The 17,089-nt window shown below is 48.5% G+C and carries 18 protein-coding genes and 1 other RNA gene; 7 read left to right on the forward strand and 12 right to left on the reverse strand.

Annotation, left to right across the window (positions count from 1 at the left end; genetic code table 11):
* Positions 1-1,048, forward strand: a 1,048-nt coding sequence (gene hydF / locus Q5866_RS19600) for a [FeFe] hydrogenase H-cluster maturation GTPase HydF (RefSeq protein WP_303182018.1), incomplete at its 5' end; no start/stop codon positions are given.
* Positions 1,049-1,092: 44 nt separating this feature from the next.
* On the opposite strand, the gene Q5866_RS19605 is transcribed toward hydF, so the two are convergent.
* Positions 1,093-2,142, reverse strand: coding sequence for a hypothetical protein (locus tag Q5866_RS19605; RefSeq protein ID WP_303182020.1), 1,050 nt, complete (start codon positions 2,140-2,142; stop codon positions 1,093-1,095).
* Positions 2,143-2,557: 415 nt separating this feature from the next.
* On the opposite strand from Q5866_RS19605, the gene Q5866_RS19610 reads away from it, so the two are divergent.
* Complete coding sequence (locus tag Q5866_RS19610; RefSeq protein WP_227214668.1) at positions 2,558-3,232, forward strand: hypothetical protein; 675 nt, start codon at positions 2,558-2,560, stop codon at positions 3,230-3,232.
* A 211-nt stretch (positions 3,233-3,443) separates the two neighbouring features.
* On the opposite strand, the gene Q5866_RS19615 is transcribed toward Q5866_RS19610, so the two are convergent.
* From Q5866_RS19615 to Q5866_RS19645, 7 genes are all read right to left on the reverse strand, one after another.
* Positions 3,444-3,821: a polymer-forming cytoskeletal protein gene (locus Q5866_RS19615; RefSeq protein ID WP_303182022.1), complete on the reverse strand. Its 378-nt coding sequence runs from the start codon at positions 3,819-3,821 to the stop codon at positions 3,444-3,446.
* Positions 3,822-3,826: 5 nt separating this feature from the next.
* Positions 3,827-4,897 (reverse strand): ParM/StbA family protein, encoded by a 1,071-nt coding sequence (locus tag Q5866_RS19620; protein WP_303182023.1) that lies wholly within the window; start codon positions 4,895-4,897, stop codon positions 3,827-3,829.
* 331 nt (positions 4,898-5,228) lie between these two features.
* Positions 5,229-6,524, reverse strand: a complete 1,296-nt coding sequence (locus tag Q5866_RS19625) for a glucose-6-phosphate isomerase (RefSeq protein WP_303182025.1) — start codon at positions 6,522-6,524, stop codon at positions 5,229-5,231.
* A gap of 15 nt (positions 6,525-6,539) precedes the next feature.
* Entirely contained in the window at positions 6,540-7,127 is a 588-nt protein-coding gene (locus Q5866_RS19630; protein ID WP_303182026.1) for a bifunctional nuclease family protein, read from the reverse strand.
* Between the two features lie 64 nt (positions 7,128-7,191).
* Positions 7,192-8,400: an L-serine ammonia-lyase gene (locus tag Q5866_RS19635; protein WP_292267502.1), complete on the reverse strand. Its 1,209-nt coding sequence runs from the start codon at positions 8,398-8,400 to the stop codon at positions 7,192-7,194.
* A gap of 124 nt (positions 8,401-8,524) precedes the next feature.
* An RNA gene (gene rnpB, locus Q5866_RS19640) (RNase P RNA component class A) lies at positions 8,525-8,872 on the reverse strand.
* 66 nt (positions 8,873-8,938) lie between these two features.
* The gene (locus Q5866_RS19645; RefSeq protein ID WP_303182027.1) at positions 8,939-9,529 is read right to left on the reverse strand and encodes a YqgE/AlgH family protein; all 591 of its coding nucleotides are present in this window, start codon (positions 9,527-9,529) and stop codon (positions 8,939-8,941) included.
* Between the two features lie 72 nt (positions 9,530-9,601).
* Here Q5866_RS19645 and Q5866_RS19650 point away from each other — a divergent pair, with 72 nt between their 5' ends.
* From Q5866_RS19650 to Q5866_RS19660, 3 genes are all read left to right on the forward strand, one after another.
* Positions 9,602-10,177 carry a DUF4294 domain-containing protein gene (locus Q5866_RS19650; protein ID WP_186975334.1) on the forward strand — a complete coding sequence of 192 codons (576 nt, stop codon included), beginning with the start codon at positions 9,602-9,604 and terminating at the stop codon, positions 10,175-10,177.
* A gap of 180 nt (positions 10,178-10,357) precedes the next feature.
* Entirely contained in the window at positions 10,358-11,368 is a 1,011-nt protein-coding gene (holA, locus tag Q5866_RS19655; protein ID WP_227214662.1) for a DNA polymerase III subunit delta, read from the forward strand.
* A 2-nt stretch (positions 11,369-11,370) separates the two neighbouring features.
* A complete protein-coding gene (locus tag Q5866_RS19660) occupies positions 11,371-11,910 on the forward strand; it encodes an HAD family hydrolase (protein WP_303182029.1) in 540 nt (179 codons plus the stop codon).
* Here the strand turns inward: Q5866_RS19660 and Q5866_RS19665 are convergent.
* The 4 genes from Q5866_RS19665 to Q5866_RS19680 all read right to left on the reverse strand — a co-directional run bounded on the left by Q5866_RS19665 (position 11,907) and on the right by Q5866_RS19680 (position 15,719).
* Positions 11,907-13,127 (reverse strand): alanine dehydrogenase, encoded by a 1,221-nt coding sequence (locus tag Q5866_RS19665; RefSeq protein ID WP_303182030.1) that lies wholly within the window; start codon positions 13,125-13,127, stop codon positions 11,907-11,909. The genes Q5866_RS19660 and Q5866_RS19665 overlap by 4 nt on opposite strands.
* A gap of 26 nt (positions 13,128-13,153) precedes the next feature.
* On the reverse strand, positions 13,154-13,567 hold the full coding sequence (tsaE, locus tag Q5866_RS19670) for a tRNA (adenosine(37)-N6)-threonylcarbamoyltransferase complex ATPase subunit type 1 TsaE (protein WP_099292386.1): 414 nt from the start codon (positions 13,565-13,567) through the stop codon (positions 13,154-13,156).
* A gap of 95 nt (positions 13,568-13,662) precedes the next feature.
* A complete protein-coding gene (locus Q5866_RS19675) occupies positions 13,663-15,105 on the reverse strand; it encodes a flotillin family protein (protein ID WP_303182035.1) in 1,443 nt (480 codons plus the stop codon).
* Positions 15,106-15,146: 41 nt separating this feature from the next.
* The gene (locus Q5866_RS19680) at positions 15,147-15,719 is read right to left on the reverse strand and encodes a hypothetical protein (protein ID WP_303182031.1); all 573 of its coding nucleotides are present in this window, start codon (positions 15,717-15,719) and stop codon (positions 15,147-15,149) included.
* Positions 15,720-15,986: 267 nt separating this feature from the next.
* Between Q5866_RS19680 and Q5866_RS19685 the strand changes: the two genes are divergently transcribed.
* Together Q5866_RS19685 and Q5866_RS19690 are read left to right on the forward strand one after the other, a co-directional pair.
* A complete protein-coding gene (locus tag Q5866_RS19685) occupies positions 15,987-16,355 on the forward strand; it encodes a BlaI/MecI/CopY family transcriptional regulator (RefSeq protein ID WP_099292384.1) in 369 nt (122 codons plus the stop codon).
* Positions 16,356-16,358: 3 nt separating this feature from the next.
* A partial coding sequence (locus Q5866_RS19690) for a M56 family metallopeptidase (RefSeq protein ID WP_303182033.1) occupies positions 16,359-17,089 on the forward strand: 731 nt, incomplete at its 3' end.

Raw genomic sequence — 17,089 nt, forward strand, 5'->3', positions numbered from 1 at the left:
GATTCCCGGCTTCGCGTCGGTCATATTTATCGACACGGCAGGCGTTGACGATTCCGGCGCACTGGGTGAAGCACGCGTCGCGAAAACACGTGACGCCATCTCGCAAGCCGACATCGCCATCCTTGTCATCGCGGGCAATCAATTCGGGGAACACGAGCGGCAACTCGCTGGGCGTTTCAAGAAACAGGAACTCCCCTTCCTTATCATTCACAACAAAAAGGACGAAGCTCCCCTCTCGCCGGCATTGAAGGAACGCCTCGCGCGGGAATACAGTTGTCCGGTCATCGACTTCTCGACACGCGACACGGATACCACTCCCGTTCTGGATGCCTTGAAAAGCGTGTGGCACGCGGAAAACGACAGCCCGCGATCGCTCGTCGGCGACTTGATTGCCCCGGGTGACATCGTGTTGCTCGTCACCCCGATCGACTCCGAGGCTCCCGCCGGACGCATGATCCTTCCACAAGTACAAATGCTCCGCGACATACTCGACAACCACGCCACCGCCATCGTCCTGCAACCGGAAGAGATCACCCGTTTCCTCGCGAATACCGGGATACGTCCCCGCCTTGCGATCACGGACAGTCAAGTATTTAAAAAAGTAGCGGCACTCGTTCCGCCCGAAATACCGCTGACAAGTTTCAGCATCGTGCTGGCACGCCACAAGGGGAACTTCGACGCTTACATGAAAGGTACTCCCCGGATAGAACGACTGCAAGAGGGCGATCGCGTGCTCATGCTCGAATCCTGCTCCCACCACGTGTCATGCGAGGACATCGGGCGGCACAAAATACCCCGTTGGTTACAGGATTACACGGGCAAAAACTTTCAATTCGATTTCATCGCGGGACTGGACGCCATCACCCGCCCCATCACCGACTACGCCATGGTCATCCAATGCGGCGGTTGCATGATCACGGGCAAACAACTTAAAAACCGCCTCCAACCTGCCATCGAAGCCGGCATCCCCGTCAGCAACTACGGAATGACCATCGCCTACCTGCACGGGATATTCCACCGGGCAACGGAGGTTTTCCAAACGAAATAAAGGTATGCCGGGGCATACCTTTATCATGTTTGAAAAGTTACATTTCAACCGCTCTCGTGCTTTTTCTTCAAGGTGAAGATCGTGTCGGCGAGTACCTGCATTCTCTCGTCGAATTGCCGGGCGTGTTCGTCGGGGGCGTCCGCGACACCGGACACGTCATCGAGGATACTATCAAGAAGTGCGTCCCTTTCCTCCGCGGCAACCGCCGCGTTCTCCCCGCTCGCTATCCTTCTCGCTTTCTCCTCTTCTCGTTTTTCTTCCTCCGCCTCCCGGAGTCGCTCGCGTTCGGTTGCCCGTCTTGCCAGTTCCATGTCGACGGCGGCATTCAGTTTATCAATCGCCCCGGCAAGCGGGAACTTCAACTTCATATCTTTAGCGATACAATTGATTGCCACAAGGTTGGAATCACCTTGCAGCTTGCACTCGGAATCGGACGTCGGTTTCCCGTTGGCGCGAGCGGTGAAAACGTAAGCGAAAAGCGTGTCGAGATTGACGTTCGCGGGAATCGCCGTCGAGGTCGATCCTTCCTCCGACCGCACGCGCAATCGCTGCACGATGCACGTTTTGCTCGTCGGGTCGTATAACACGCAATACCCCACGTCATCCGGGTTACGGTTTGTGCCCAACGTCGTGTCCGCTGCCTGCACGCAGGAAATTTTGCGCGCTTCCCTGTCGAGCGTCACGGTCACGGCAATCGGCGGCACTTTGCCCGCGGCAAGAATCAGGTTCGGGTAATCGATCAGGTAAGTGTATTGTTTCGACACGCTCTGCTCGGGATCGTACGGGGTTTCCGGGTCTATCTTTACCGCCGTTGACACGCCCGTCACGGCGTTCACGCCCACGAAACGGGAATGCCCGGAAGCCTCCCGCCCGGTGTACGGGAAACCCACTTTCGCCCCCGGCAACAGGTAACCGCCTTCCCTGCCCAACCCGCCGAAGGCGGCATCGTTCTTCGCCACGGTTTCGTTCAGCTTCACTTTCTTGTTCGACAAGAGGCGCACCACGGTCACACCCGGTTCAAACGGGTGGGGGTAATGTACTTGGTCAAGCAACGTGCCTCGCACGCTTGAGCATCCTACAATTCTCTTTCTCATAGTTTTTAATTTTAAACAGTTAATAAAAGTCCGGCACTAACCGTCCGGCAGGACAGGAAGTGCACGCGCATCTTTCCGCGATTTACAGGGAAGATTTATGTTCTTTTCCAATCACAAGTTAGAACTATTATTTTCATTTCCAATGGAATTTGATGTTAAATATTAATATTTTTTAATTCTTAATACCACTCTTTTACACGACTATGTAAAACACCATGTAAACAACACGTGTACAACAATATACAGCCTAAAACCGGTCGTATCCCGCGTGGCTTACTTATGCAGAACTCATGCAGAACTTATTAACAAGTTGATAACATTTTCTGATAAGTACTTTGTTAATTCAAAATAATTGTTTATTTTTACATGGTACGAGATAAAGAGGGGATTAGTGTAACCGTTTAATTCGATAGCCATGGGAAGAAAAAATCAATCTGACCCGACGCGCAAGAGTTTTATCCTGAACGGGATAAGATATTATTACCGGAACGATAAACTATGCGCCATGCCAGCCAAGCGGGAGAAAGTGGAGCGACCCGCCACGGAGAAACAACAAGTGGCGAGGGACGCTATGGAGATAACGGGAACATTTCCCGTCAACTTTTTCCGGCTCTCCCCGGTGCTCTACTTCGCGTGGAACATGTACGGGGAGTGTTTCAGCCTAACCTACTTGGATATTTTCAGGAAGCTCAATTATCCCGTGCTCGACTTGAAGTTGCAGGGCGTGGATTACTTTCCCGATTTCCACTTCTGCAAGGGCGATCTCGTACCGCCGAGGGATACACGGGTGAATCGCGAGGGGTGGACGTTTTTTCTCTACTGGAACGCACCCGCCCGCGAGTACGGGCGGGCGAACCCGAATGACTCTCTGGCACTGGGATTTTTCTATGACTCGCGCCCCGATTCGCCGCAATTCATCATGACATCCTTCACCCGCGGCGAGTGTTTCGCGCGAATCGCCCTCCCCGACTCCGCCCACCCGGAAACGGAAACCGTGCATCTCTACCCGTTCTTCACGTCGCCCGACTGGAGCGCGTACTCCGATAGCAGGTACGTGAAAGCGGAAGTTATCGATCTGGTGATCCCGTGATTCACGATTTATGATTTACGATTTCTTGATTTATGATTGGAGTACTACTTCGCTTCGGCAATCCTTCAATCATAAATCGTAAATCATAAATCATAAATTAAAACGTGAACCCTACCCCGATCGTGCACGGGAGGGGAACCCGCTCTCTCCCCCTGTATAAGGGGGAGCCGGGGGCGGGGGTTTTTCATTTTCAATTTTCAACTTTCAATTTTCAATTGTTTCCCTCCATAATCTTGTACATCCCGTCTATAATCACCCCCGGTTCTATATAAATCTTTTTGGTCAGGATATTTCCCTTGATATGGGCGGGGATTTTCAAGGCAAGGTTCTCCAGCGCCACGATATTGCCTTTTACGTTGCCGGAAATCAAGGCGGACGCGCACTTTATGTTCCCTTCTATCCGCGCGTCCTTGGACACGACGACCCTTCCCGTGGTAACGATATCCCCCTTGTAAGCGCATTCGACGCGCACGGGGCGTTCCGTTTGTATATTCCCGGCAACGACGGTTTTGGTGGGGAGGTTTATGAACGCGCCCAACTCGTCCGTCCCGTCTATTTCATCTCCTTTCTTTTTCTTGCTAAAAAACATAACAATTATTCATTTTCCGATAACGTGACACATGTGGTTGCGTTCCCTACATCCAGCCCGACAGCCAACCGCGGCGCGGAGTTTTGGAAAAATGTATCGGGATTTATCTCTTCCAGGCTATCCACCGTGCCGGTCGCGAGTTTCGATTTGGAATGTAAACAGTAGCCGTGGGAAGCGCATTTCTCGGGTTCCGGGTAAACGGATATAGACAGGAATTCCCCGAATTCCTCTTTCAGGCAATCGACCAAATCCTGATAATACGCACCGCCGCCCGCGATATACATCTGGTTGCATTTACTGAAATCATCGTCCGTGAAGGTTTTCCTCAACCGGGGTGAAATCACGTCGTTGTAATACATCCGCAGGACTTTCTTCCGCAGGTCAGCCACGTCGTGACGAACGCGGTTTATCGTGATTCTCCCCTGCTGGAACAGGACGTCCATCTGGTGTTCCGTTTTCAGTTCCAGGTAATACTTTTTCGCCAACTCGTGTTCGAACAATTTTACCGCATAACGGACGCCGTTCATGCTCACCGCCGTGCGGTTCAATATGCCGGAAGGGGTGCTCAGTACCGCCTCGCAAGTCCCGAAACCCAAACTGACCATGAAGAAATTTCCTTGTATCCGCGACGTTCCCCGGATTGCCGTGATGCATCCCACGATCTCCGGAATAACATCCACGTCCACGATATTAACAGGCTTGGTTTCTACCGGGGCATCGCTATACGTGCCTTGGTCAAAAGTGATTAATTGTTGCTTTCCAACCACAGTCTGAACCTCATTCCTGTAAAGCATATAAGTCGAAAAAGGAAAACCCACGGTCAAGTGTATAGCCGCATCTTTTTCTGAACTTGCCAATAACAAACTGGCTTTCACCAGTAACTCGTATTCTTCTTCGCCGGGTCCCGAGTTAATATTCTTGTGAGGTGAATACCCCTCGTTTAGAGCGAGGTTGCCAACAATATAGTCATTATCTCGCATTTTAATCTTCAGCCCGTTCAAAAGACTGTCCGCCACGCGGGAAAGTTCCTGATTCGTGATCTCATAGGTACTTGGGAAACAATATGATTTCATCATAAATATTCAATATTATTTATATTATAAAACGATCGTTTAATAATATAATAGTTTGATGATAAATCGCACGAGTAGACATTTTAGCAACTACCTGTGTGACAGAATTAACCGAAATATGGCTATATAGTTGTTATTTCGAAAAATATTTATATATTTGCCTCGCATTAAACGATCATTTATTCCGATAATAATTTCCTCACACGAAACACCTGCAATACACTAAAAAACAGCATATTGTAACAATAAAAAGCTATCCGGAAAATAATACCACCCCTAGCCCCTTCGGTGTAAGGGGCTAGGGGTGGTAGTTCCTGCAACTCGCCGAAGGCGATTACTTCCCGTACCCCGGTTTTCCCAGAAGCATGAACATATTATTCTTGTACGCTTCCACACCCGGTTGGTCGAAGGTGTTCACGCCGAGGATGCCGCCGGATATGCCGCAAGCCAGCTCGTAGAAGTAGAACAGTTGTCCCAAGTAATATTCCGTCAATTCGGGTATCACGACACGGATATTAGGCACGCCCCCGTCCACGTGAGCCAATTGGGTTCCCAGTTCCGCCATCTTGTTCACTTCGTCGATGCGTTTGCCCGCCAGATAGTTCAATTTATCCAGATCGTGGGCGTCACAAGGCACCAGTAACTGGTGTTTCGTCTTCTCGACAGAGAGCACTGTTTCAAACAAATCCCGGCGTCCTTCTTGAATATATTGTCCCATGGAGTGCAGGTCTGTCGTGAAATCCACGCTGGCGGGGAATATGCCTTTGTGTTCTTTTCCCTCGCTTTCCCCGTACAACTGTTTCCACCATTCCGCCACGTAATGCAGTTTCGGGTTGAAGTTGACAGTGATCTCGATCGTGTACCCTTTCTCGTACAAAGCATTGCGCACGGCGGCATAGGTGGCGGACAGTTCTGCCCCGTTCTCCTTGCCGTACGTTCTCATGTCGGCGGCACCTTTCACCAACGCCCGGATATCATGCCCGGCAATGGCAACAGGCAGTAATCCCACGGGAGTCAGCACGGAGTAACGTCCCCCGACATTATCCGGGATAACAAACGTTTGGTATCCTTCCTTGTCCGCCAGAGCGCGCAAAGCCCCTTTCCGCTCGTCCGTGATCGCCACGATACGCCGACGGGAAACCTGCACCCCTTCCTGCCCGATTAATTGTTCTTTCAGCAAACGGAAAGCAACTGCCGGCTCGGTGGTGGTTCCCGATTTGGATATGACGCATATCCCGAATTTCTTGTCTTTCAAAAACTCCTGCAACTCGTACAAGTAATCCTCGCTGACGTTATGCCCGGCAAAAATGACCTTTGTACCGGAGAAGGCGTCGAAGCTGCCCGCCATCGACTCGATCACCGCCTTGGCTCCCAAGTACGAGCCGCCGATGCCGACAATGACCATCACGTCCGTTTCCGCCCTCAGTCGCACGGCACACGCCTCTATCCGATCCAGTTCTTCACTCGTGATCCGTGCCGGAAGATCCAGCCATCCAAGAAATTCACTTCCTTTACACGTTCCGTTTTCCAAGCTTTTCAATGCCTGTGATGCTTTTTCCCTTCGCGCGGAGATCTCGTTCTCTCCCACAAACGGCAATACTTTCGAGTAATCAAGTTTAACGCGATTCATTGTTTCTGTATTTTATTATTCGCCTTTTCGAGATTTCAACAAATCCCTGTACCGGGATGCGTTCTCGTAATCTTCATTCTTTACGGCTTCTTCCAACAAACGTTGCAAATCTTCCTCCGTTAATTCCGATTCTTTCACTTTTGCTATCTCCGCCTGTACTTTTTCCAAGTGTTCTTTTATAATACTCGTGTCGGCTATAGGTATTGCCGTTTGGATAATCACCTCTCTCGTGATGTAAATCGGGCAATTGTAGCGCAATGCGAGGGCCACGGCATCCGAAGTCCTCGAATCTATCTTCAGTATCTCCTCCCCGCAACGGAAACGCAATTCCGAATAAAAGATACCCGCTTCCCAGTGATAAATAGAAACTTCTTCCAAGGTAGCTCCCAGACTATCCGCCAGATTCTTTACCAGATCATGCGTGAGGGGGCGTTGCGAATCGAGGTGTTCCAACTGTATGGCGATCGACTGCGCCTCCGCTATCCCGATAATAATGGGAATACGGAAGGCGTCGTGTTCTTCCGCGAGTACTAACGCGTATGCCCCCGTGGTCGACATACTCTGGTATGACAACCCGAAAACTTTTAATCTGATTCTATCCATAAAACCTGTATCATTTTAGATTCTTGATCTACGAGTTTAAACCCGGCATGGTTTCCTCGCGAAATCACTTCTTCAACGGCGCCCTGTATATACGTGCCAATCCTCCAAGGCTTGTTTCCCTGTATTTTGCCTGCATGTCGCAGCCCGTTTGCATCATCGTTTCGACAACGTCGTCAAACGACACTTTGTGCCGCCCGTCGGAGAACAACGAGTAAATGGCACACTCCCGCGCTTTCTGGGAAATGAACGCGTTACGCTCGATACAAGGGATTTGCACGTAACCGCCTACCGGGTCACAGGTCAATCCCAAGTTATGCTCGAATCCCATTTCAGCCGCGTACTCTATCTGCATCGGGGAACCGCCGAGAATCTGGGCGGCGGCACCTGCCGCCATCGCGCAAGCCGTTCCCAGTTCGCCTTGACACCCTACTTCCGCACCGGAAATAGAACCGTTAGTCTTCACGATGTTACCTATCAATCCGGCTGTCGCCAATCCTTTTATGATTCGTTTGTCACTTATGTTCTGGTCATGTTTCAAGAAATACAGCACGGACGGAACCACTCCCGCGGAACCGCAAGTGGGAGCCGTCACGATCTTGCCCCCGGCAGCGTTCTCCTCTGCCACTGCCAAAGCCGCGGCAAACACCATTCCCATGTGGCGCAAGGTTCCCGCGGATTGTTGAGCCCGCACGTGATACGAGCAAGCCTTGCGGGCTAACCGCAAATTACCGGGCAACACGCCCTCATTCTCCAACCCGTTGTGGATACTGTCCACCATTACCCGCCACACTTCCTCGAGGTAATCGAATATTTCCTGTCCCTCGTGCAATTCCACGTATTCCACGAAAGAACGCCCCTCGGACTTGCACCAATCCAAGATATCGGTCATCTTCGTGTCCGGGTATATGTCGTCCGAGTTGAAAGTCCCCTGTTCATCCCATAAGGCTCCGCCCCCGACACTATATACCTCCCAACGATCCGCAACCTCCCCGTTGTTCAACGCCTCGAACAGCATCCCGTTCGGATGATGCGGCAAGGATTTATCGGATTCCCACACGATTTCCGTGTCGTCGGGACGATCCATCATTTTCTGGATTGCCACGTCCGTACCATGCCCCACGCCCGTGAGAGCCAAGCTGCCGAATAAAGTCACCCGATAACGCTCCGCGTCGGGATTTCTCTCCTTGAAGAAAAGTGCCGCACGTCCCGGTCCCATTGTATGGCTGGATGAAGGTCCATACCCTATTCTAAATATTTCTCTGATTGATTTCACGTCCTCTATTTTAATTTCTTGATTTATGATTTCTTGATTTATGACTTATGATTTAACCGAAATGCCTATGCTCTTTTAATCGTAAATCGTAATTCATAAATCGTAACTTAATAAGTTTTAAATAAAAAAAGGCAGTTCTATAAGCCGGGTTCTGTACCTTTCGGTTTCTATCATTTATCTACTCCGCGAATCACTTCGCGGCTCTAGCGACCTACCCCCCGGCATCGATCGGGCAAACCTTAATTGCCGGTATACATGGTCTTGCAACTCGTGAGGCGTACGGCTACCCCGGTCGCCCGGGATACCGGTGGGCTCTTACCCCACCTTTTCACCCTTGTTCCGCGAACGGAACGGTTGTTTTCTGTTACACTACTGTATCCTTTCGAATACCTTCCCGTTAGGAAGCACGATGCCCTGCGTTGCCCGGACTTTCCTCTCTCCCTCGCGGGACAGCGATAGAACGAACTGCCTTTTATATTTTAGATTTACGATTAATCCAACCGTATAATCTTTTTCATTCTTCATTTTCGACTCTCGATTAATTGAGAATCGGGTCTTCCGGGAAATTCGCCCACAATTTGTGCTTGCCACCCAAAGAACTCATGACCTGTTCCCATAGTCCGCTATTCGGAACGGTAAACAACACGTCCGCGGAAATCGTACCCACCATCCACGAGTTTTCTTTCAGTTCATTGTCCAATTGCGTTTCCATCCAGCCGCTATAACCGGCAAAGAAACGAATTTCCTCTTGCAATATCTTTCCGGCTTGTAACATCTCCGTCACTGCCTTAAAATCTCCGCCCCAGTATATCCCGTCCGCTATCCGTACCGAATCGGGGATATCGTTTCTCCGGTGGATGTAATACAATTGGTTACGTTCTACCGGTCCCCCGATATACACCGGGAAATACACCCCGTCCAATTCCTTCACCAATTCGGACGCCGTGTAAGGTAATGGCTTGTTCAAAACAAACCCCACGCTTCCCGAATCATCATGCTCTACTATATAGACCACGGAACGGTTAAAATACTTCCCCTCCAGAAAAGGTTCGGCAATCAATACCTTCCCAACTTCAACACGGTCATTATTATGACGTATCTGAAACAGATCCTGAAATTCCTTTTCCACTGGTTTTCGTTTTTACAAGTCAAATATATCACTAAATTTGTATCAATAAAGCGTTAATGCAAAGATAAAAAAATGTACAAAACATTCATCATATTACTCCTATCTTTATTTATTAACACCTTCGCGAAGGCACAAAGTATCGTACCCTCCATCGTTATCGGCAGGGATACGTTGCCCCATGTCACTCTGGATGAGGTCAATGTGTTCGCGAAAAGGATCAACGCACGCAAATACGCCCGCCAGCAAAAACGCAATCATCGACTGGTACACAACGTCCGCAAAGCTCTCCCTTACGCGAAAATAGCCGCCGCGAAGATCAACGAGATTGAAGCACTGCTCGCGCAAGCGCACTCGAAACGGGAAAAAGAGCGAATTATCAAAGAAGAATACAAACAACTCATGAAGACATTCAAAAAACCTCTCATGAGCCTGACCGTCACGCAAGGGAAAATACTCGTGCGTCTAATCTACCGGGAAACAAATAACTCTTCGTTTCATCATATCAAGGAATACAAGGGAAGCGTGAACGCCTATTTCTGGCAATCTCTCGCCCTCCTCTTCGGCAATAACCTCAAAGCCGATTACGAACCGGAAGGAAGGGACAAGGAGATAGAGGAGGTGGTACGACAGATAGAAAAGGGTTTGTAAAGTTTATAAAGTTCATAAGGTTTATAAAGTTTGTAAAGTCTATAAGGTCACGGGAGGCTTTCGGACAAGATTTATCGGCAGCATAGCTGCCGTGGACAAAGTGCCCCACAGGAGTACATGAACCTTATAAACTTTATAAACCTTACAAACTTTATAAACTAAAATAGTATCTTTGCCTTTATGAAATACGAAGAGATTATTGCGGATATAAAGAAAGGGAAATATTTCCCAATTTACTTTTTATCAGGCGAAGAGCCCTATTTTTTGGATGAAATAGCGAATAAAATAGAGAAGAGTGCGCTCACGGAAGATGAAAAGGCGTTCAACCAAACTATTTTATACGGGAATGACGTATCCATGACCGCCGTGACCGATACTGCCCGACGTTTCCCGATGATGGCACAAAGACAAGTCGTTATCGTAAAGGAAGCCCAGAATATCCGGGATTTCGAGAATCTGCTTCCTTATGTCGACCATTTCCAACCGACCACGATACTGGTATTTTTATATAAAAACAAAAAGCCGGACAAACGCAAAGGGGTGTTCAAGAAATTGGCTTCTTCTCCCAACTGTGTCTATTTTGACTCGGCAAAACTTTACGACAACAAGATTCCCGACTGGATCGTGTCATATTGCAAAGAGAAGAAATGCATGATCTCCCCGAAAGCCGCGAATATATTGGCGGATAGTCTGGGCAATGACCTTAGCAAAGTAGCGAATGAACTGGATAAACTCATGCTGCTACTTCCCGGCGGCGGAGAGATCAAGGAAAACCTTGTCGAAGAACACACGGGTATCAGCAAAGAGTTCAATACGTTCGAACTCACCGCGGCTATCGTTGCCATGGATCACCTGAAAGCCAACCGTATCGTGAACTACTTCGAGGCAAACCCCAAGAACAATCCCTTGGTTCTCACGATCACCATGCTGTTCCGCTATTTTCTGAACCTGCTCACGTACCATTACCAGAAGAAAAGTACCCCAAGCCCGCAGGAAATGGCAAAGATACTGGGAATAAACCCCTACTTCATGAAAGATTACACGGAAGGCGCTAAAAGATACAACGCCATGAAATGTGCCAACATCATATCATGGCTAAGAGAATATGACCTCAAATCCAAAGGTGTCGGCAACGTCAACATCTCCGACGGTCAACTATTGAGAGAATTGATATTCAAAATAATGCATTGAGAATGGAAAAGATTACAGTCCTGCAACCTGCCAAAGGCGAACATAAATCACGAGCCATATTCCTAGACCGGGACGGTACGATAAACTCCGATGAAGGTCACTACTACATTTATAAAAAAGAAGATTTCGTTTTCAACCCCGGTGTCATCGACGGCATCCGCCGATTGAACGAAGCGGGTTATCTGGTTATCGTGGTAACCAATCAAGGCGGCGTGGCCAAAGGAGAATATACCATTGAAGATGTCGAGGCGGTACACGCCTACATGTGCGCGGAACTTGAAAAGCACGGGGCACGTATCGACAAAATATACTATTGCCCTCACCATGACAGCGTGGCTCCCTGCTCCTGCCGAAAACCCGCCCCCGGCATGATCGAGCAAGCCATACGGGAATTTGATATCGACAAATCCGCTTCCCTGTTGATCGGCGATGGCGGACGGGATATCGAAGCCGCGGAAGCTGCCGGAATACGAGGTATCAAGATCAAGAAAAACAGTGACCTCACCCCTGTAATCGATCATATTTTAAAAGAATCACTCTAAAATGCCGCCAGCAACAGATCTATATCTCTGGAAACCAAACCGTATTTATCGGCAATAATCTTTTTGGTCAGTACACCGTTATATATATATACCCCGTGTCGCAACCCGGCATCGCTCTTGATAGCGGGATTGAATCCCCCGCCGCGGGCAATCTTCTCGAATAGCGGGATAAATAAGTTACTGTAAGCGATAGATGCCGTCCGGGCAACCCGCGAAGGCACGTTCGGCACGCAATAATGAATCACGCCGTTGTACATGTACGTGGGATTCTCGTGAGTCGTGGGACCGGAAGTTTCTATACATCCGCCATGTTCGATGGACATATCCACTATCACTGCCCCTTGTTTCATCAGCTTTACCTGTTCCTCGGAAACCGTGATTCCCAAATCATCGTCAAAGAAACGCAAAGCCCCGATCAGCACGTCGGCAGACAATAATGCCCGTTCCAACACCGGTTTATGGAACACGGACGTGTACACCCGTTGTCCCAAGCAATGATTCAGACGTCGCAACCTATCCAGAGAATGATCGAACACTTTCACCTCCGCCCCCAGAGCCAAAGCCGTCCGGGCAGCGTACTCGCCAAGAGTTCCGGCTCCGAGAATAACCACCTCGGCAGGCGTCACCCCGGTAATCCCTCCCAATAGGATACCTTTCCCCTCGCGGGAATTGCTCAGGTACTCGCTGGCAATCATGATCGCCGAGTTTCCCGAAATCTCGCTCATCATCTCCACCACCGGATAAGTCCCGTTCTCTCCTTTCAATATATCAAAACCGATAGCGGTCACTTTCTTCTGCATCATCTCCACGATAGCTTCTTTCCGTAACTCGAACAGTTCTATCGGGGACAGAATCACCTGACGGTCACGCATCACCTCCACATCCTCTTGCATCACGGGTGTCGGTTTCAAAATAACATCAGACGTGTAAACCTCCTCGCGGGTATCCACCATTTGCGCCCCGGCATCCGCATAGTCCCTATCATGATAATGCGCCTGCTCCCCCGCACCCCGCTGGACAAGAATAGAATGCCCAAAGTCTACCAAGACTCCCACGGCTTCGGGTGTCAGGCAAATCCGGTTCTCCCGACACCCCGTTTCATCCGGCAACCCGATAGTCATTCGCTTATGACGGCGTTCCCCGAAGACTTCCTTCTCTTGGTACAAAAACCATTCCCTGTTTATCTGTGCGCCTAACATTTTACCCGAATTATCCATGCGATTCTGATTTAGTATTTATAATTTTAATCTATCGTCAATTCTCTCCGCCCGTCTTCCAGTTCGGTAAAACGGCAAATTAACGTGTTCTCCGGCAATAACGATTCTATCATCTCCGGCCACTCGATAAAACAACGGTTCCCGCTATAAAAATACTCCTCGTACCCGAAATCCATCGCCTCCTCCACGTTCTTCACACGATAGAAGTCAAAATGGAAAACCGAATCCCCCCGTGCCGTCAGATATTCGTTCACGATAGCAAAAGTGGGTGAATTTACATCATCCTCTATCCCAAGCTGCTCGGCAACAGCCTTCACGAAAGTCGTTTTTCCCACTCCCATGGGACCGTATAATGCATATATCGTGTCTTTCCCGGTAAATTCCAGAAATTCCTTTGCCACTCTCTTCAAGTCGTCCACGCCGTCAATTATCCAACGCATAATCTATTTTATTTAAAAGTACATTATCTTTGTGATATACTTCTGTAAAGTATACCACAAAGATAATATTAGTTAACGAAAAACGAAGCTAAAAGTTAGCTTTCACTTGAAACATCTTCCAGTGGCTTCTCTTCAACTTTCACGTCTTCCGTCGGAGTCCCTTTCAAATAAGTGGGTAAATTCAATCCCGCCATGTTAAATAAATCGTTTAACGGGGGCACGGATTTCATCATTCCGGAGATAAAATTAGCGGTGGAAGTATTACCGTTTCCGGCATTATTCCCGTCCCAAACGGTAACCTTGTCAATCTTGATATTCTTAACCGCTTCCACTTGCGTTTTCACGAGTTCCGGCAACTTATCGGTAATCAACATCATCACCGCCTTGTCCGGATCGCCGGCAGCGGCTTTCACGATCCGGGCGTATCCCTCGGCTTGCTTGGTCAATACCTCGTATATACCCCGTGCCTCGGCGTCCATCTTGGCAAAGATGGCGTCAGCCTCCCCTTTTGCCAACCTGCGCAAACGTTCGGCTTCTGCCTCGGCGTCGATAATCGCTTTCTCCTTGTCAATCTGCGCGGGAACCACGATATTGGCGGCTTGTGTAGCTTTCTCCCTTTCGGCGCGGGCTATCTCGGCTTCCTTCTCAGCCATGTAAGCCTCTTCCAAAGCTCTAGCGGCTTGCACTTTCTCGGCGGCAATCGCCTTACGGGCAGCCTCTGCCTCCCGTTCCCGGCGGATAGCATCCGAATCCGCTATCAAAATCTTGGCATTATTCTCACCATCCACGGCAGTGGCGTTAGCTTCCGCCGTCCGGATACGGGTATCCCGCACGGTTTCCGCGATACGTATATCTTTATCCCGGTCTGCCTCGGCTTTACCGATCTCACCGAAACGGTTCTGCTCCGCCACGCTCTTCTTGGCATCATTGATAGCCTTCGCCGCCGCTTCTTTTCCGAGAGCCTCGATATAACCCGATTCGTCGCGAATATCCGTCACGTTCACGTTTATCAGTTTCAAACCGATCTTACGCAACTCCGCCTCGACGTTGGCACTCACGTTAGCCAGAAACTTGTCCCGGTCGGAATTGATTTCCTCGATATCCATGGTGGCAATCACCAGACGCAATTGACCGAAAAGAATATCTTTCGCCAAATCCTGAATATTCTCCAACCGTTGCCCCAGCAAACGTTCGGCAGCGTTCGTCATACTGTCCGATTCGGTAGAAATACCCACGGTGAACCGACACGGTACATCCACACGGATATTTTGTTTACTCAATGCATTTGTCAAATTACACTCGATAGAAATAGGCGTCAAGTCCAGAAAAGCGTAACTCTGGAACACCGGCCATATAAATGCCGCACCACCATGAATACAACGGGCCGAACTCACACCTCCCGCCGCATTTTTCCCGGTCTTACCGTACACGACCAGTACCTTGTCCGACGGACAACGTTTGTAACGGGACAATATTGCCGCGAACGTCACGAACAAGACCGCCACTATCGCAACGATCAAATACAAACTACCTTCCATAGATTCCATATTATAGCTGTTAAATAATTAAATAGTATTCTTTAAAAACGCTCCACCAGCAAGGTGCTGTCATTCACCACCTCCACCACTTTAATCGGGGCTCCCGTTTCCAACTCCTCACCCAGAGTAATAGCGTCAAATTCCCGGATAGCCCCTTGAACAGAGATTTGCACTTTGCCTTCTCCCCGCTTTTCTGCCGGAATCTTTAAATACACGTTTCCCTTGCACCCGACAGCATTTGCCATCTGAATCGTTCCACTCTGCTCCATCTTGCTCATAAACCGGAAAATTGCCATCACGGCCATAACCAGCAATACCCCGATCACGGTAGCCAGAAGAATCAACAAAAACTGATTCTCTATCGCTCCTTGAAAAGAGATGATCGACCAACCGAATCCCAACAGGAAATTAATAAAATTACGGAACGTGAATAATTGAAAAGGTCCGTCCCCGTCACCCGACGAATCGACATCCAAATCAACATCCATCCCCCCGTCGGCATCCATTCCCACGAAAGTCATTATGGTCTGTATAACAAATACCAAACTGGCAAACAACGTGATACACCACACCGACTGCATAAATAAACCTAAAGCATTCCACCATTCTTCCATGACAATAATTTTAAATTACACTACATACATTCCTTAATATCCTCACTCACGCACGCACAACTAGACAAATATAAACATTTTTACAAGCATTCCAATAAAATCAGTCCATAAAGTCCGAAGAAGCCGCATGCTCGTACACGGGCATACACACTTACTTATTAATTATCAGTTATATATATTATTTTATAGAATATTAGTAAATTATTAACTACAAGAATTAGTTGAATAACTAAAACTTTTAGTTACTTTGCGTAAAAGATAAAAACTATGAAAGGACTAACAGCAAAAGAAGAAGAAATCATGGGATTTTTCTGGAAGGAAGGTTCTCTATTCGTGAGACAATTACTCGCCTATTACGAAGATCCCAAACCGCATTTCAATACCCTCTCCACCATCGTGCGGGGTCTGGAAGAAAAAGGATTTCTCGGGCACGAGGCTTTTGGTAACACCTATCAATACCATGCCGTCATCAGTGAAGAAGAATTTAGAAAAGGTACTTTAAAGAACGTGATCAACAAGTATTTCAACAACTCGTACCTCAATGCTGTTTCTTCACTGGTACAAGAAGAAGACATCTCTCTGGAAGAACTGAAACAACTTATAGCCGAAGTAGAAAAAGCACACCAAAACGAATAACTTATGGGAACTTTTTTCGTCTATATACTGAAAGCATCCGTTTGTCTGGCAGCATTTTATCTGTTTTACAGGTTGCTGCTCAGCAAAGAAACATTTCACCGTTTCAACCGGCTCGCTCTATGCGGCATACTGGTATTATCTCTTGTTATCCCCTTCTGTGAAATAACCATTCACGATAATACCGAGATTCAGCAAACTCTTGTAAACTTCGAGCAATACATCATGCAGGTTGACGATGTCATACAGACCACGTCGGTCGCTATGGTAACACCATCCATCCCCGTGTGGATATTGCTCGCTCTGCTGGTTTACTTTCTCGGGATTCTTTTCTTTTTCGGACGTACCGCATACTCGCTCGCACACATGCTCTGTCTGGTACGCCGCGGACGGAAAGAAAAGTTGGAAAAAGGGACTATATTGATTGTACACGACAAAGATATCGCCCCCTTCAGCTGGATGAAATACATCGTGATCTCGGAAAAAGATCAGACAGAGAATAGCAAGGAAATCCTCGCTCACGAGATGGCACATATACGTAACCGCCATTCCGTTGACTTGTTGATTTCAGACCTTTGTATCTGTTTCCAATGGTTCAACCCCGCCTCTTGGCTGCTTAAACAGGAATTGCAGACCATTCACGAATACGAGGCTGACGACTCGGTTATCCGCCAAGGCATCAACGCGAAACAATATCAATTATTATTAATAAAAAAAGCTGTCGGCACAAGGCTCTA

Origin of the sequence: uncultured Butyricimonas sp. (assembly GCF_959596855.1) — a bacterium.
Lineage (GTDB): Bacteria > Bacteroidota > Bacteroidia > Bacteroidales > Marinifilaceae > Butyricimonas > Butyricimonas muris.

Excerpts from the sequence above, each read along its gene's own strand:
- tsaE (WP_099292386.1), bottom strand. The coding sequence starts at position 13,567 with ATGCGTTGGATAATTGACGGCGTGGACGACTTGAAGAGAGTGGCAAAG.
- Q5866_RS19650 (WP_186975334.1), top strand. The coding sequence starts at position 9,602 with ATGTACAAAACATTCATCATATTACTCCTATCTTTATTTATTAACACC.
- Q5866_RS19615 (WP_303182022.1), bottom strand. The coding sequence starts at position 3,821 with ATGTTTTTTAGCAAGAAAAAGAAAGGAGATGAAATAGACGGGACGGAC.
- Q5866_RS19660 (WP_303182029.1), top strand. The coding sequence starts at position 11,371 with ATGGAAAAGATTACAGTCCTGCAACCTGCCAAAGGCGAACATAAATCA.
- Q5866_RS19620 (WP_303182023.1), bottom strand. The coding sequence starts at position 4,897 with ATGATGAAATCATATTGTTTCCCAAGTACCTATGAGATCACGAATCAG.
- Q5866_RS19605 (WP_303182020.1), bottom strand. The coding sequence starts at position 2,142 with ATGAGAAAGAGAATTGTAGGATGCTCAAGCGTGCGAGGCACGTTGCTT.
- Q5866_RS19685 (WP_099292384.1), top strand. The coding sequence starts at position 15,987 with ATGAAAGGACTAACAGCAAAAGAAGAAGAAATCATGGGATTTTTCTGG.
- Q5866_RS19680 (WP_303182031.1), bottom strand. The coding sequence starts at position 15,719 with ATGGAAGAATGGTGGAATGCTTTAGGTTTATTTATGCAGTCGGTGTGG.
- Q5866_RS19675 (WP_303182035.1), bottom strand. The coding sequence starts at position 15,105 with ATGGAAGGTAGTTTGTATTTGATCGTTGCGATAGTGGCGGTCTTGTTC.
- Q5866_RS19630 (WP_303182026.1), bottom strand. The coding sequence starts at position 7,127 with ATGGATAGAATCAGATTAAAAGTTTTCGGGTTGTCATACCAGAGTATG.
- Q5866_RS19665 (WP_303182030.1), bottom strand. The coding sequence starts at position 13,127 with ATGGATAATTCGGGTAAAATGTTAGGCGCACAGATAAACAGGGAATGG.
- Q5866_RS19610 (WP_227214668.1), top strand. The coding sequence starts at position 2,558 with ATGGGAAGAAAAAATCAATCTGACCCGACGCGCAAGAGTTTTATCCTG.
- holA (WP_227214662.1), top strand. The coding sequence starts at position 10,358 with ATGAAATACGAAGAGATTATTGCGGATATAAAGAAAGGGAAATATTTC.
- Q5866_RS19625 (WP_303182025.1), bottom strand. The coding sequence starts at position 6,524 with ATGAATCGCGTTAAACTTGATTACTCGAAAGTATTGCCGTTTGTGGGA.